Annotated in this window: 12 protein-coding genes; 9 read left to right on the forward strand and 3 right to left on the reverse strand. The window is 58.8% G+C overall.

Annotated features, from left to right (window positions below; genetic code table 11):
• The first annotated feature begins 118 nt into the window (after positions 1-118).
• A complete protein-coding gene (locus HNO53_RS01215; RefSeq protein ID WP_209475556.1) occupies positions 119-943 on the forward strand; it encodes a helix-turn-helix transcriptional regulator in 825 nt (274 codons plus the stop codon).
• A gap of 73 nt (positions 944-1,016) precedes the next feature.
• Entirely contained in the window at positions 1,017-3,086 is a 2,070-nt protein-coding gene (locus HNO53_RS01220) for a prolyl oligopeptidase family serine peptidase (RefSeq protein ID WP_209475557.1), read from the forward strand.
• Here the strand turns inward: HNO53_RS01220 and HNO53_RS01225 are convergent.
• The gene (locus HNO53_RS01225) at positions 3,083-3,724 is read right to left on the reverse strand and encodes a TetR/AcrR family transcriptional regulator (RefSeq protein ID WP_209475559.1); all 642 of its coding nucleotides are present in this window, start codon (positions 3,722-3,724) and stop codon (positions 3,083-3,085) included. The two genes, HNO53_RS01220 and HNO53_RS01225, sit on opposite strands and share 4 nt — an antisense overlap.
• A 199-nt stretch (positions 3,725-3,923) precedes the next feature.
• Positions 3,924-4,892, reverse strand: a complete 969-nt coding sequence (locus HNO53_RS01230) for a LysR substrate-binding domain-containing protein (RefSeq protein ID WP_209475561.1) — start codon at positions 4,890-4,892, stop codon at positions 3,924-3,926.
• A 168-nt stretch (positions 4,893-5,060) separates the two neighbouring features.
• On the opposite strand from HNO53_RS01230, the gene dapA reads away from it, so the two are divergent.
• The 7 genes from dapA (at position 5,061) to HNO53_RS01265 (ending at position 13,223) form a co-directional block, all read left to right on the forward strand.
• Positions 5,061-5,951, forward strand: a complete 891-nt coding sequence (dapA, locus tag HNO53_RS01235) for a 4-hydroxy-tetrahydrodipicolinate synthase (protein ID WP_209475563.1) — start codon at positions 5,061-5,063, stop codon at positions 5,949-5,951.
• A 24-nt stretch (positions 5,952-5,975) separates the two neighbouring features.
• Positions 5,976-7,304, forward strand: coding sequence for an NAD(P)/FAD-dependent oxidoreductase (locus HNO53_RS01240; RefSeq protein ID WP_209475565.1), 1,329 nt, complete (start codon positions 5,976-5,978; stop codon positions 7,302-7,304).
• A gap of 24 nt (positions 7,305-7,328) precedes the next feature.
• On the forward strand, positions 7,329-8,834 hold the full coding sequence (locus HNO53_RS01245; RefSeq protein ID WP_209475567.1) for an aldehyde dehydrogenase: 1,506 nt from the start codon (positions 7,329-7,331) through the stop codon (positions 8,832-8,834).
• Positions 8,835-9,076: 242 nt separating this feature from the next.
• Entirely contained in the window at positions 9,077-10,105 is a 1,029-nt protein-coding gene (dctP, locus tag HNO53_RS01250) for a TRAP transporter substrate-binding protein DctP (RefSeq protein WP_242597510.1), read from the forward strand.
• A 77-nt stretch (positions 10,106-10,182) separates the two neighbouring features.
• Positions 10,183-10,701, forward strand: coding sequence for a TRAP transporter small permease (locus HNO53_RS01255; protein WP_209475568.1), 519 nt, complete (start codon positions 10,183-10,185; stop codon positions 10,699-10,701).
• A 46-nt stretch (positions 10,702-10,747) separates the two neighbouring features.
• Positions 10,748-12,046, forward strand: coding sequence for a TRAP transporter large permease (locus HNO53_RS01260; protein WP_209475570.1), 1,299 nt, complete (start codon positions 10,748-10,750; stop codon positions 12,044-12,046).
• Between the two features lie 181 nt (positions 12,047-12,227).
• On the forward strand, positions 12,228-13,223 hold the full coding sequence (locus HNO53_RS01265) for an Ldh family oxidoreductase (RefSeq protein WP_209475571.1): 996 nt from the start codon (positions 12,228-12,230) through the stop codon (positions 13,221-13,223).
• 32 nt (positions 13,224-13,255) lie between these two features.
• Here the strand turns inward: HNO53_RS01265 and HNO53_RS01270 are convergent, their stop codons facing one another.
• Positions 13,256-14,308: a proline racemase family protein gene (locus HNO53_RS01270; protein ID WP_209475573.1), complete on the reverse strand. Its 1,053-nt coding sequence runs from the start codon at positions 14,306-14,308 to the stop codon at positions 13,256-13,258.
• Positions 14,309-14,364: the final 56 nt, after the last annotated feature.

Here is a 14,364-nt window from a genome sequence, read left to right on the forward strand (position 1 = left end):
GCCTCGTTTCAACGATGTTGAATCGCCAGTCTAGGCAGATCACTATCCCGAATTCTTGACCCTGGCTCCGATGTCGTTGTTCGAGGCTCTGCTCTCGATCTCCTAGAGGCTCACCGCTATGCACCAGACACAAGCTCGCTGCAATCCGATCGCACGTCGCAGCGGCGAGCACCTCCATGCGCATCCACAACTGATGCTGGGCTGGCGCGGCACCATGGATTACGAATTCAGCCGGGGTGGGGAGCACCTCGTACTGGGACAAGCGGCCATCCTTCCGCCGAACGAGCCCCACCTCTACCTGGGGCGAGGCGACGACTGCGAGGTTCTGGTCATCGACCTGGATGCCGAGGATCCATGCCTGGCGGCGCTGGAAAGGAGTTGCGCACTGGACCTGCGCGAATCCCTGTTTGCCACCCCTCGGTCCGTCAGCCTGCCGCCATCCCTTATCCCAATGGTGGAGTTGGCTGCCGGTCAAGTGAAGCTGGCCCACACTTGCGAACAGCGTGCCTTGGTCAGCCATCAATTGGCTGTCTTGTTCGTGAGCCAATTCAGCCAGTTACTGATGCAAAGTGATTTGGAGACGCTCAAGAATGGTCGCCTTTGCGTCACGACGATCGATGCCGTCATCGATGAACGACTGGCTCTGCCTCCAGACAATCAAGCTTTAGCCGATGCCATTCACCTCGGGCAGAGCCAACTTCATGTGCTTTTCCAACGTCAGTTTGGAATTACCCCGCAGCAGTACGTGATGCGTCGACGCTTGAGTTGGGCTTGCCACTGGTTACGTCATACGCGTCGCTCGATTAGCGAGATAGCCCTCGATCTTGGATTCTCGGATGTCTCGAGCTTCTCGCGGGCCTACCGTCGCCATCGAGGTATCGCCCCGAGCGAAGAGCGCAAAGTGGCTAACCGCAAGGTCTCTCTCTGTGGAAGTCAAAGCTGAACCTTTTTGTTTGAGTCCGCTGCTGGAGAGCGCTAGCTTGGTGGGCTAAACGACTGCCCACCAGGAGATCCACATGGCTGCCCCGCACGACGAGCACGACCCTTACCAGTGGCTGGAGGAGGTCGAAGGCGAGCGCGCCCTGGCGTGGGTCGAGGAGCGCAATGCCGAGAGCCAGGCCAGGCTCGCCGATGCGCCAGGCTTCAGCGAGCTGCGCGACGATCTGCAGGCGATCCTCGAGGCCGACGACCGCATCCCCTTCGTGGTCAAGCGCGGCGAGTACTTCTATAACTTCTGGCAGGACCGCGACCACCCCCGCGGGCTATGGCGGCGCACCAGTCTGGCTGAATACCGCAAGGCGCGGCCCGAGTGGGAGGTGCTGATCGACCTCGACGCGCTCAACGCCGAGGAGGGCGAGAACTGGGTGTGGCATGGCGCCCATTGCCTGCGCCCTGAATCGCCCGACGCGCCCTGGCGCCACTGCTTGGTGTCGCTCTCCCGCGGCGGCGCCGACGCCAACGTCACCCGCGAGTTCGATCTGGTCGAAAAACGTTGGGTCGAGCCGGGTTTCTACCGTCCCGAGGCCAAGGGCGGCCTGGGCTGGATCGACCGCGACACGGTCTATGTCCAGACCGACTTCGGCGAAGGCTCGATGACCAGTTCCGGCTACCCGCGCATCGTCAAGCAGTGGCAGCGCGGCACGTCGATGGCCGAGGCCGAGACGGTATTCGAGGGCGAGCCCGACGACATGGCGGTGGGCGCGGGGCACGACCCGACGCCGGGATTCGAGCGCGACTTCGTCAGCCGCGCCCGGGCCTTCTACGACAACGAACTCTACCTGCGCGAGGCCGACGGCAGCCTGCGCCGCATCGAGGTGCCCAACTCGGCCCACAAGCAGGTGCACCGCGAGTGGCTGATGATCGAGCTGCGCGAACCCTGGGAAGTCGATGGCACCACCCATCCCGCCGGCGCGCTGCTGATCACCGACTTCGACGCCTTCATGGCCGGCAAGCGCGAGTTGCGCGTGCTGTTCACCCCCACCGAGCGCACCTCGCTCTCGGACGTCACCTGGACCTGCCGCCACCTGATCCTCAACGTGCTCGACGACGTCAAGCACCGGCTCTATGTGCTGACGCCGGAAGCGGGGCAATGGCAGCCCGAGCCGATGACCGGCGTACCGACGCTCGGCAGCGTCAGCGTCAGTGCGGTGGACGACGAGGAGAGCGACGAGGTGTTCGTCGTCGTCAGCGACTACCTGACGCCGACCACGCTGTTGCATGGCCGGGTCGGCGAGGAACTGGAAACGCTGAAGCAGGCCCCGGGGCTGTTCGACGCCGAGGGCCTCGAGGTCACCCAGCACTTCGCTACCAGCCAGGACGGCACGCCGGTGCCCTACTTCCAGGTGGCGCGGCACGGCCTCGAGCCAAGCGGCGATCATCCGACCCTGCTCTACGGCTACGGTGGCTTCGAGGTGCCGCTGCTGCCCGGCTATAGCCCCGGGGTAGGGCGCGCCTGGCTCAGCCAGGGCGGCGTCTACGTGGTTGCCAACATTCGCGGCGGCGGCGAGTACGGCCCGCGCTGGCACCAGGCGGCGCTGCGCGAGAAGCGCCACAAGGCCTTCGAGGACTTTGCCGCGGTAGCGGAGGATCTCATCGAGCGCGGCGTCACCTCGCCGCAGCGGCTGGGCATTCAGGGTGGCTCCAACGGCGGCCTGCTGGTGGGCAACATGCTCACCCGATACCCGCAGCTGCTCGGCGCCGTGGTGTGCCAGGTACCGCTGCTCGACATGCGCCGCTACCATTTGCTGCTGGCTGGCGCCTCGTGGATGGCAGAGTACGGCGATCCCGAGAGCGACGACTGGAAGTTCCTGCGCGACTATTCGCCCTACCACAACCTCGACCCCGCGGCCGAGTATCCGCCCATGCTGCTGATGACCAGCACCCGCGACGACCGCGTCCACCCGGGGCACGCGCGCAAGATGATGGCGCGCATGGTCGAGCAGGGACATCGGGCGCTCTATTACGAGAACATCGAGGGCGGCCATGGCGGCGCAGCCGACAATCGTCAGCGCGCCCATATGCAGGCGCTGGCGTTCAGCTTTCTTGTCCAGCAATTATTCGGCGATGAAGCACTGACACCGCGCTAGTCGGCGGTTTCCAAGGCATAGCCATGTCGGGCTTGGAAGCGCTGCAGCTCCTGGGGGCGTGGCGGTTGCCCGGTGAAGATCTCGACATAGGCGGGGATGCGCTGCATGCGAACCTTGAGGGCTTCCTGGGTCTTCATCGAGATGTAGCCGATCTGGGTGAGGTAGATGGTGCGTCCGCGAACGTTGGCCGCCAGCGGCTCATAGCCGTAGCGCTCGAACATTTGCGTCAGCGCTTCGATGCGCGCCTCGTCGGCCATGTCGATTTCCTTGGCCACCTCATCCGACTGCAGCGCCCAGCTGCGCATGGCGAACTCTAGCTGGGAGTCGAACAGCTCGGGATCCAGCCAACAGTCGAACACGTTGAGGATCGCCTCGACGATGGTTTCGGCATAGGCCTCGGTCTGGCGCACCAGTCCCTGGGTATTCTTCTCCCGCCAGCGCTCGACCAGGGCATCGAGCAGCGCCTCGCGATCCTTGAAGAACCAGTAGAAGCTGGTGCGCGAGACGTCGAGCCGCTTGGCCAGTGGCAGAATCCGCACGCTGTCGACACCGGACTCGAGCAGCAGTTCGAAGGCGGCATCGAGCCAGGCCTCGCGGGAGCCCTTCCACTTGGTGTTGCTATCGTTGCCAGGTGGCATCGAGATGCTCTCCCTCATCCAGGGCTCAGCGCAGCAGCTTGGCGCCAGCGAAAAGATAAAGTGTACACAGGTGTATGGAAAATGTACACATAGACACACTGGCCCTGGCCTGAGCGGGTAGGCGTGTCAGTAAGGGCGGTCTTGATCGAGCCGAGCCGGCCCAAGTGGCCTATCGGGTCCGTTCAGGAGCAGAAGTGGGTTACTGTGTCACCCCGCTCTGCTGCAGGAACCATTTCCGGAAGCGAATCATGGCCTCTTCGTCTCCCTTGTCCTCACGGTAGGCCATATAGTGGTGCGTCTCTTCCAGCACGACCTCTTGCTCAACGGGTTTTATCAACAGGCCTTGGTCGACCAGTGGGCCGACGAGATGGTCCCAGCCCAAGGCGACGCCCTGTCCATTGAGCACCATCTGGATCAGCAGGTTGTAATCGTTGGCGTTGAAATAATGGGGTCCTTGGGGCTGGCGATCTTCAATATCCAGGTGATGAATGGCGAGCCATACCCCCCAATCCACGTGTTCAGCCACCTGAGAGCGACCATACGGGCTCAGGTTTAGCAGCACGCCATCCCGCAGACCCTCAAGAGTATGGATCTCTGGATGGGCCTTGAGGTAACTCGGGGTACACACTGGATAGATGCGATCGTGAAATAACGGAATGCTAATGTAGCCATCTCGGACTCGCGACATCTTGGTGATGAAGATGTCTGGATTGACCCCCGGTTCCATGGTCAGGAAGTTCTGAGTCGTGACCAGGTTGAGATCTATGTCCGGGTTATCACTGAAGAAGCTGGGCAGCCGGTGTGACATCCACAGTGCCGAAAAGGCGGGAGAACAGCAAAGCGTGAGGGTGCGCCGGGCACTGCTGCCATGGTCCTTCTGAATGCGTTCTGCGGCCTGGGCAATATTAATGAAGGACAATTGTGCAGCATCGAAGAAAATAGAACCGGCTTTGGTCAATTCGACCGAACGTCCTGATCGCTTGAACAGGGGCGTTCCAAGGTGGCTTTCGAGTTCACGGATCTGTCGGCTGATGGCCGCCTGTGTAACGCATAGTGCCTCGGCAGCACGAGTGAAGTTCTGATATTTGGCTGCCGCCACGAAGGATCTCACCGCGCGCAGCGATGGCATCTTGAGCAGCTTCTGATCGGGATCGGTGTGTGTCGTCATATGCTAGTTGACCTGTCGGAGCCGTGTGCCGCCCTGCTACGAAGGTATGAGCATAACATCTAGTCATGCTTTTCCGGGATTAAATGTTGCTTCTTCGAGGCAGAGTTGCCCGCGTAACATCATTTCTAACGCTTGTTCTTCCCCATGAATAATCACAAAGGTGCTTTCATGAACTTCGATGGTATCTGGACCCCTGTCGTAACACCCTTCGCCGAAGATGGCGCCATTGAGCTTGAAACGCTGGGCAAGGTAATCGACACCTTGGCCGGCCAGGGGGTGCATGGCCTGATTATTGGCGGTACGACAGGCGAGTATTATGCGTTGAGCAAGGATGAGCGCAAGCAGGTCTTCGATTTCGTCGCAGGTCATGCCAAGGGGCGCATCCCGATCATGGCGGGCATCAATGCCACGACCACCGAGGACAGCCTGGAGCTCGGTCGCCATGCCAAGGCTGCAGGTTTCGATGCCATCCTGGTGGCGGCTCCCTATTACTGCCAGCCGACCCAGGATGAGCTGCTCACGCACGTCCAGCGTATCGACGATGCCCTCGATATGCCGACCATGCTCTACAACTTCCCTGACCGTACCGGCACCCCCATGAGCCTCGAGTTCATCGAGGCCTTGCGCGACCGTCCGAACATTCAGGCCATCAAGGAGAGCACCGGCTCGATCGAGCGCATGCACGCCCTGGCCAACGAGTTCTCCGGCCAGCTCCAGCTGAGCTGCGGCATGGACGATCAGGTACTGGAATTCTTCGTCTGGGGGGCACGCAGCTGGGTCGGGGGCGCCTCCAACTTCCTGGCCCCGGAACACGTGGCGTTGTACCAGGCCTGTGTCGTCGAACAGGATTTCGTCACCGGTCGTGAGCTCGCCGCTCGCCTGCTGCCGATGCTGAACTTGCTCGAGCAGGGTGGAAAGTTCTGCCAGTACATCAAGCATGGCTGCGAGCTGGCCGGCCTACCGGTAGGACCGGCACGGGCTCCGCTCATGCCGCTTAGCGAAGCTGAGAAAACCAGCTTCCAGCGCACCTATGACGCCTTGGTGCAACACCGCGGCTGACATCCGGCGCCGGAGATTCGATCCATGCAGCTGAAATGTCGTTTCCTGCCCCAGAACGATGGCCGTTGCGGCTGGTACGAGATACTGCCGCCGCCGCCCGCATCGACACCGCTCAGGGGCGAGGTCAAGGCCGATTGGGTGGTGCTGGGGGCAGGCCTGGCCGGCCTGGCCGCAGCACGACGGCTGGCCGAGCTGCAGCCGAACGCCGCCATCGCTGTCATCGATGCAAAGCGTGTCGGCTTTGGCGCCGCCGGCCGGAACTCTGGCTTCATGGTGGACTTGCCGCATGACCTGAACTCGCACAGCTACACCGGTGATCAGTCTGCCGACCGCAAGCTCATCCGTCTCAATCGGGGGGCGATCGATTTCATGCGCTCGATCGTTCGGCAGCATTCCATCGAGTGCGACTGGCGTGAGCAGGGCAAGCTGCACGGCGCGGTAGAGGGGCGCGGGGTGCAGGCCTTGGAGACGTTCGCCAAGGGCTTGTCAGCTCTCGGCGAGCCCTATCGCGAACTCGATGCCCGCGAGATGAAGGTAATAACCGGCACCGACTTCTATCGTGCCGGATTGCACGCGCCCGGTGCCGTTCTGGTACAGCCGGCTGCGCTGGTCCGCGGGCTCGCGGCCAGCCTGCCGGAAAACGTACGTCTGTACGAAGACAGCCCCGTCCGCGAAATCGAGATCGGCCGGCCACATACGTTGATCACCGACCGGGGGCGACTCAAGGCTCCTCGAATGGTGCTGGCCAATAACGCCTATGCCGCTCAGTTCGGCCAGCTCGGGCTCAAGGGCCGGCTTCTACCCGTCTACACCTACGGCAGCCTGACCCGCCCCCTCGACGCGCAAGAGCAGGCGGCCCTAGGTGGCGAGGCGTGCTGGGGCTTGATACCGGCCGATCCCATGGGCACAACGGTGCGGCGCATGGGCGACGGGCGCATTTGCATTCGCAATTGCTTTACCTACAACCCGAATGTCAGCACCTGCGAAAACCGGCTGGCACGAGTGCGTGCCATCCATCACCGCTCCTTCGAAAAACGCTTCCCCATGCTGCGGAACGTCGAGCTGGAGTACACCTGGGGAGGCGCGCTGTGCCTGACCCGCAATGGAGGCACGCCGTTCGGCGAGATCGCCCCTGGCGTCTACAGTGCCGTTTGCCAGAACGGACTGGGCCTGACGCGCGGCACGATCTCCGGAAAATTGATCGCCGAGTACGCACTCGGGATCGAGAGCGAACTGCTCGACATCATGCTGGAGCAGCCCAAGCCACAGTCAACCCCCCCCGAGCCACTGCTCGGTATAGGGGTGCGTTCAACCCTTGCCTGGAAGGAGTGGCAAGCCGGAACCGAACTCTGACCCACCCACACGAGGAGAATAACAATGTCCGAGAACCTGACGCGGGAGGCCATCAAGAGCCAGGTCGAGCGACTCGAGTACCGCAACCTGGCCTTCATCGACGGCCGCTTCGTTCCCGCGAGTTCCGGCGAAACGCTCGAGACACTCAATCCAGCCACAGGGGAGTGCTTGACGCGAGTCGCCGCCTGCGATTCCGCCGATGTGGACCTCGCGGTCCAGGCTGCCCGTCGTGCCTTCGAGGCCGGCGTCTGGTCGGGCCTCGCACCCGCCGAGCGCAAGGCCACCATGCAGCGCTTCGCCGACTTGATCGAGGAGCACTGCCTAGAACTGGCCGTTCTCGAATCCCTCGAGGCGGGCAAGCCGATCAGTGAGTGCTTCAACGTCGATATTCCCGATACCGCCAACACCATTCGCTGGCATGCCGAAGCCGTTGACAAGCTCTATGACGCCGTCGCGCCTACCGCCAAAGGCGTGGTGGCCACGGTCACCCGCGAGCCGATCGGTGTAGTGGGTGCAGTGCTGCCGTGGAACTTCCCCGCCATGATGGCGGGCTGGAAACTGGGGCCGGCCCTGGCCACGGGTAACAGCGTAGTGCTCAAGCCTGCCGAGCTGACCTCCCTCAGCACCCTGCGGCTAGCCGAGCTAGCGCATGAGGCCGGCATTCCGGCCGGCGTGTTGAACGTCGTGCCGGGGCTTGGTCATGTGGCCGGCAAGGCCATTGGCTTGCACCCGGATATCGACCTGGTTGCATTCACCGGTTCCACCGAAATCGGCCGTCGCTTCCTCGAATACTCGGCGGCCAGCAACCTCAAGCGAATCGTGCTGGAGTGCGGGGGTAAGAATCCGCAGGTGGTCATGCCTGACGTGAGCGACCTCAAGACAGTGGCGGACAACGTCCTGGCAGCTGCGTTCTGGAACATGGGCGAGAACTGTTCGGCGGGTTCGCGTCTGATCGTGCACCGCTCCATCAAGGATGACTTGATCGACGAGCTCCAGCGCCAGCTCGATGAGGAGTGGGTCACCGGCGATCCGTTGGATCCCGACATCAATCTCGGTGCGCTGATCGAGAAAGACCACATGGACAAGGTACTGGGACATATCGAGCGGGCCAAGGCCGATGGGCTAACCCTGGTGACCGGTGGCGTGCGGCTGCGGGAAGAGAACGGCGGCTATTTCGTTGCTCCGACGGTCTTCGACAACGTGCCGCCTGATGCCGCTGTGGCCCGGGACGAGATTTTCGGCCCGGTGCTGGCGATCATTCCGTTCGACACCGAGGAGGAGGCCATCACCATCGCCAATGATACCTGCTATGGCCTGGCAGCCTCGCTGTGGAGTGACGATCTCAACACGGTGCATCGCATGGCTGCAGCGATTCGGGCAGGCACCGTCTCCGTCAACTGCTTCTCGGAGGGAGACATCACCACACCCTTCGGCGGCTACAAGCAGTCTGGCTTCGGTGGCCGGGACAAGTCGGTCTTCGCCCACGACCAGTACTGCGAACTCAAGACGACCTGGATCCAGCTGTCCTGACTCGGAGATAACTAACTATATGATCCTGAAGGGAAATCGTCTTTCACCGGCCGGCGTGGGACGATTGCTCGGGGCAGCGCACGATGACGTGTATCAACCATAACTTCAGGTTTTGTTTTGTACGGAAGAAAAGTCGTTTCCATTACCTTTGCTACAGCTATAGCTTGAAAGAATGCTTGGTCGTGATCGATTGACCAAGTAAGAGATGAATCCCAACTATAAAATATCGCTGGAGATGTGTGATGAAAGTAAAATGCTCAAAGAAAATTTTCACGAGCATGGCTGCAGTCTCTGTTATCGCCACTCTTGGTTTTTCCGCTTCTACTTGGGCAAGCGATCAGGAGTTAAAGCTTAATATGGTCACTGAGTCGGGTGACCGGGAATCCCCTCAAGGTATGGCGGTCAAGAGAATCTCGGATCTCGTCGCAGAGAAATCTGATGGCAGGATTACCATTAACGTCTTCTATCAGGGGGAGATTGGTGGACCGCAGGAGCTCTTCGATCAGCTGGTCATGGGAAATATCGATCTCTTCCTTGGCTGGCCGCAAACCTCCTACGATGAGCGGCTTGGCGTACTACAGTTGCCCTACCTGACCTTGGGCTGGGAAGAAGCGCTGGAAGCCTATGGCAAGGACGGCTGGGTGTCGGAGGTCATCGGCCCCATCCTCTCGGATGTCGGCCTGGAATACCTGGGACCATTCCCGGAAGGTTTTGGTGGTATTGCCACCAAGGACACTTATGCGACCAACTATGAGGATGCGCAGGGAATCAAGCTTCGCTCGCAGCCCATCTTCCCGCTGCCTCAGACGATACAGGCCATGGGATTCCAGGCCGTCCCCATCGACTGGTCAGAAGTCTATACCTCCATTCAAACAGGAGTCGTCGATGGTGATTCCAGTAATGTGATCTACTGGGATTATACTTACTTCAACGATTTGCTCGACTACTTCGTCCACTCCAAGCACAACTTCTCTTTCTATACTTTCCTGATGAATCAGGAATCCTGGAACGAGCTCGACGAAGAAGATCGCGGTATCATCGCGGATGCCGTGGAAGTCGTCGTTAATGAGCAGTTCGAGAATGCCAGGGCCGAGGATGAAAAGTGGATCCAGAAGGCCCAGGAAGATGGAATGGAATATATCGTGCCTTCCGAAGAAGAGATGGCCGCCTGGGTCGAGCGCGTCCGCGAGAGCGTTTGGGTCGAGGCTGAAGAATCCCTGGGGGAAGAGGTCATGAGCGCTGTTCGTGAACATGCATCAGAACCCCAGTAAATAATACCTGTCGGGTGACATGAAGTGGCTCCTTCTGACGAGGTCCACTTCATGTTAAATACCTTTGGGGTAAAAACATGAAGATTTTAGAGTTGTTGTCTCGCATCGACAATGTGTTCGCTTTTGTCATTAAAGTTGCCGTGACGGTACTGGGTCTTTTCATTGCTTTTGCCATGGTAGGTGGCATCCTGTTTCGGGCGCTGCTAGGCATTCAAGTATTTGGCCTTGAAGAATTAGTTTTGATGGCTGCCATGTGGCTATATATGCTTGGTGCGGCCTTGGCCTCCAGGGAAAGGACACATCTCAGTGCTGATTTTTTTCAGGCCTTTTCCGACAATGAAGTCTTGCACAGCACGATGAATCTTGTCGCCACGACCCTGTCGTTGCTATTGGCAGTTTTCTTCGTTCGCTGGAGTTACAGTATTTTTTCCTGGGGGTTCGAGAAAGGTCAAGTGACACCTGTGTTCGGCATCCCACAATATTTTTCACAGGCGAGCCTTCTCGTTGCGAGTGTTTTTCTTCTGCTCTACGTGCTCCGGGATTTCGTTCATGATGTCAGCAAGCTAGTCTTGAAAGCTAAAGCTGCGGCCCATTAAGGAATCTCGCGTAAAGAGAATCCCTTGACAATAATCGGAGAAGCCCATGGGTGCCTTGTTAGCGATAGGTGCTGTCATAGTGTTAATGGTCATAGGCGTGCCGGTCGTGTTTTCATTCGCGGCTATGACTCTCGTTCTCGCTCTAGCCTACGATGTCAATATATCATCCTTGATGACAACAGGGTTTTGGTCCATCAATTCCATCATCTTGCTGGCCCTGCCTTTGTTCATCATGACTGGATATTTGATGCAGTCCGGGGGAATTGCCGCCCGTCTAATACGTTTTGTCGAAGCAATTGTTGGCTCGTCCCGTAGTGGAATGGGAACCTCCATGGTGATGGCCTGCGGAGTGTTTGGGGCAATTTCAGGGACTGCCTCGGCTGCGGTGGCCTCGATTGGCACCATCATGATCGACCCGATGGAAAAGCACGGATATAGTCGACCCTATTCCACCGCCTTGGTCGGTATATCATCGCTGCTCGGCCTGTTGATTCCGCCCAGCATCACCATGATTCTGTATGCCGTGGTAACGCGGCAATCCGTTGCGGCCGTATTCTTGGCTACCATCGGTCCGGGCATTTTGCTGATCATATTTCTTTGTGTGATCAATGCTATCAAAATGCGCAACAATCCTGCTTACAGCCCAGAGCCAATCACGTTGAGTAAGCGGTTCCGCAATATCGGCAGTACCGGCTGGAAAGCCCTCCCCGCGCTGATGCTACCGGTCATCATTCTGGGCGGCATCTACGGCGGTATCTTCACGCCCACCGAGGCGGCTGCCATTGCCGTCGTCTACGCCATACCCGTAGGCCTGTTCGTCTATCGCGACCTGGATCTGAAGGCCTTGGCGCAGAGTTTTATTCATGCCGCCACGACGACAGGCGTCATCATGATTATTCTGCTCTTTTCCTTCGTGGCCAGTCGTATCTTCACCTTCGAGCGCGTGCCTCAGCAACTGACCGAGCTGTTGCTTGAGCTATTTCAGAACAAATTGCTGATTCTACTCATGGTGAATGTATTCTTGATCCTGATGGGAATGATCATGGATGACGTGAGTGTCGTCGCCATCCTTAGCCCTCTGCTGCTGCCGGTTATGGAGAGTATCGGTGTGCATCCGGTGCATTTTGCTGCCATCGTGGGTACCAGCGTCGTGATTGGCTGCAATAGCCCGCCCATGGCGCCCATCCTGTTCATGAGCTGCCGCATTGGCCGGGTTGGAATGTCGCAGGTCATACGGCCCGCCTTCAGCTTCATGCTGCTGGCTGCCTTGCCCGTGATGCTGATCACCACCTACTGGCCGGCATTGTCACTTTTCCTGCCTAAGCTGTTTGGCTACGTGAGTTAATCGGTTTCTGAGGGTTTTTCAGTATTGATCCTCGCTCCTCTGGGCTGTACCCCGAATGTTGTGATTTAGTTTCCAACGTTCGGGGAGCTTCATACGGTGAGCCGTCCAGAATTGGAAATAAACTCACCTTCTGGGGGCGGTTCCGAAAGACGACATTAAAGAACATGTGAGGTATCTTTCCTTGAGCCAGAAAACACTTTCTACCCATGATGCCGAGGCGTTGGCTGAGCAGGCCTGTCTCGCTGTAGGCGCCAACCAGGCCACCGCAAGTTCCTTGGCGAAGGCGACAGTTTCAGCGGCACTTTTCGGACATCCAGGTGTCGGATTTCCTCATCTTCTGGATTATCTTTCCGGTTTTCGTGAGGGACGCATTAACACGGAAGCAGAGCCGAAGATTAATTCACCTCTGGCTGCCATCATCCACTCGGATGCGAATGGAGGAATTGCGCAACTCGGCTTCGATTTGGCAATGCCGTCGCTCATCGAGAACACCAGAAAACTGGGCGTTACGATTTTCACCCAAGGCAACAGCTATACCACCGGTGAATTGGGCTACTATGTACGCCGTCTTGCTCTGGAGGGCGTGATCGCTCTTGCCGTGTCCAACAGTCCGGCCGTGGTGGTGGGCTCCCCCAGTGGCAAAGTCGTTTTCGGTACCAACCCGATGGCGTTTGCCGCCCCCTTGGCCGATGTTGACGCACCGCTGGTCATCGACCAGGCATCCAGTGCAACGGCCTTCGTCAACCTGGTAAAAGCGGCGGAAGAGGGGCGAAAGATTCCCGAAGGCTGGGCGATCGACGAGACAGGCAAGGTGACCACCGATGCAGCAGCCGGACTGCGCGGCGCACTCTTGGCATTTGGCGGTATGAAAGGTGCCAACGTGGCGCTGATGGTCGAGTGCCTTGCTGCTGGATTATCCGGTGCCTCATGGTCACTCGACATGCCGGATTTCCAGAACGGCAATCAGGTGATCGACGCTGGTTTGACGATCATTGCGATTCAACCCACTGCTATTGACGATCGTTTTTCCACCCGCCTGACCCAGCATCTTGACCGAATCGCCGAACGTGGTGGCACCTATGCGCCCAACCGTCGCCCAGTACGAAGCAGTAGTTCGGATGAGGGGCGGATTAACATCGACGCGGTAGTGCTTGAGAAGATCCGCCGCTTCTTGTAAGCGGCGGATGGGTAGGCGACGGCTCCTTTCACTCAGGCCCATATGTCCTTCACACAGAATCCTTCTGTGAAAGGGTCGTCGTTATCCAGTACGTACGTATTGATCCCGTAAATCCAGCTCGTTCCCGAAATGGTAGGAACCACCGCTTTCTTTTGGCCAATCGTCGTTTCTTCTACCAGCCTGCCCGTGAACACATTGCCCAGGATTCCCTGGTGGCGAAAATCTTGATTCAACCGTAGCTCGCCCTTGGCATGAAGGACTGCCATTTTTGCGCATGTTCCCGTCCCGCACGGGCAGCGGTCGATGGCTCCTGTCCAGGTGCTGGGCTTGTCCCAATCGAAATCCCCAGACGCCACTGTCACGACATTCTTCCAGTCTGCGTCTGGACTGCTTGCCGGCCCGGAAAGCTGCGAGATCGTAATGCCAATCCCTGGATAGTCAGGATGTTCGACGGGCAATTGTTCAATAGCTGCCTGCCTGATCATGGCCGAAACCCGTGTGATTTCTGCGCCATGCTCGGGGGTAAGTTCTATCCAGGGGAACTGGCGAACATCGGCAATGACATAGAACATACCTCCCCATCCTACGTCTACAGTCACCTTGCCCAGATGGGGAACGTCTATCTCCGTGTCCAGATAAGCGGCAAAAGCAGGTACATTCCTGAACGTGACGTTTTTTACCTTGCCATCCTTGCATTCTGCCCGGATGCGAATGAGCCCGGCCGGTGCCTCGAGAATGAGTTCCGTAACGGGCTCCTGCATCGGCAACATCCCCATCTCGAGCAGTACCGTTGCCACGGATATAGTGTTGCCACCAGACATGACCGGATATTCGATCTGCTCCATGATGACATAGCCAGCATCGGCTTCGGGATGGCATGGGGGTACAATGACATTGCAGCAGAGAGGAGGGTAACCACGGGGCTCGCGGAGCATTAACTTGCGCAGTTGGTCGTCATTTTCCCGCAACCATACCATTTTTTCATGCACCGTCTTGCCGGGTATGTTGGGAATGCCACCAGTGACGACGCGCATAGGTTCGCCTGCATGCGTATCTATGGCGTGTATGGTTCTCTTGAATGACATTTCATGCCCCCTTTGGAACTTGTCGATAGTGGTATGCGCTTGTAGTTAAGCAAACC

It is taken from the genome of Billgrantia antri, assembly GCF_017868935.1.
Classification (GTDB): domain Bacteria; phylum Pseudomonadota; class Gammaproteobacteria; order Pseudomonadales; family Halomonadaceae; genus Halomonas; species Halomonas antri.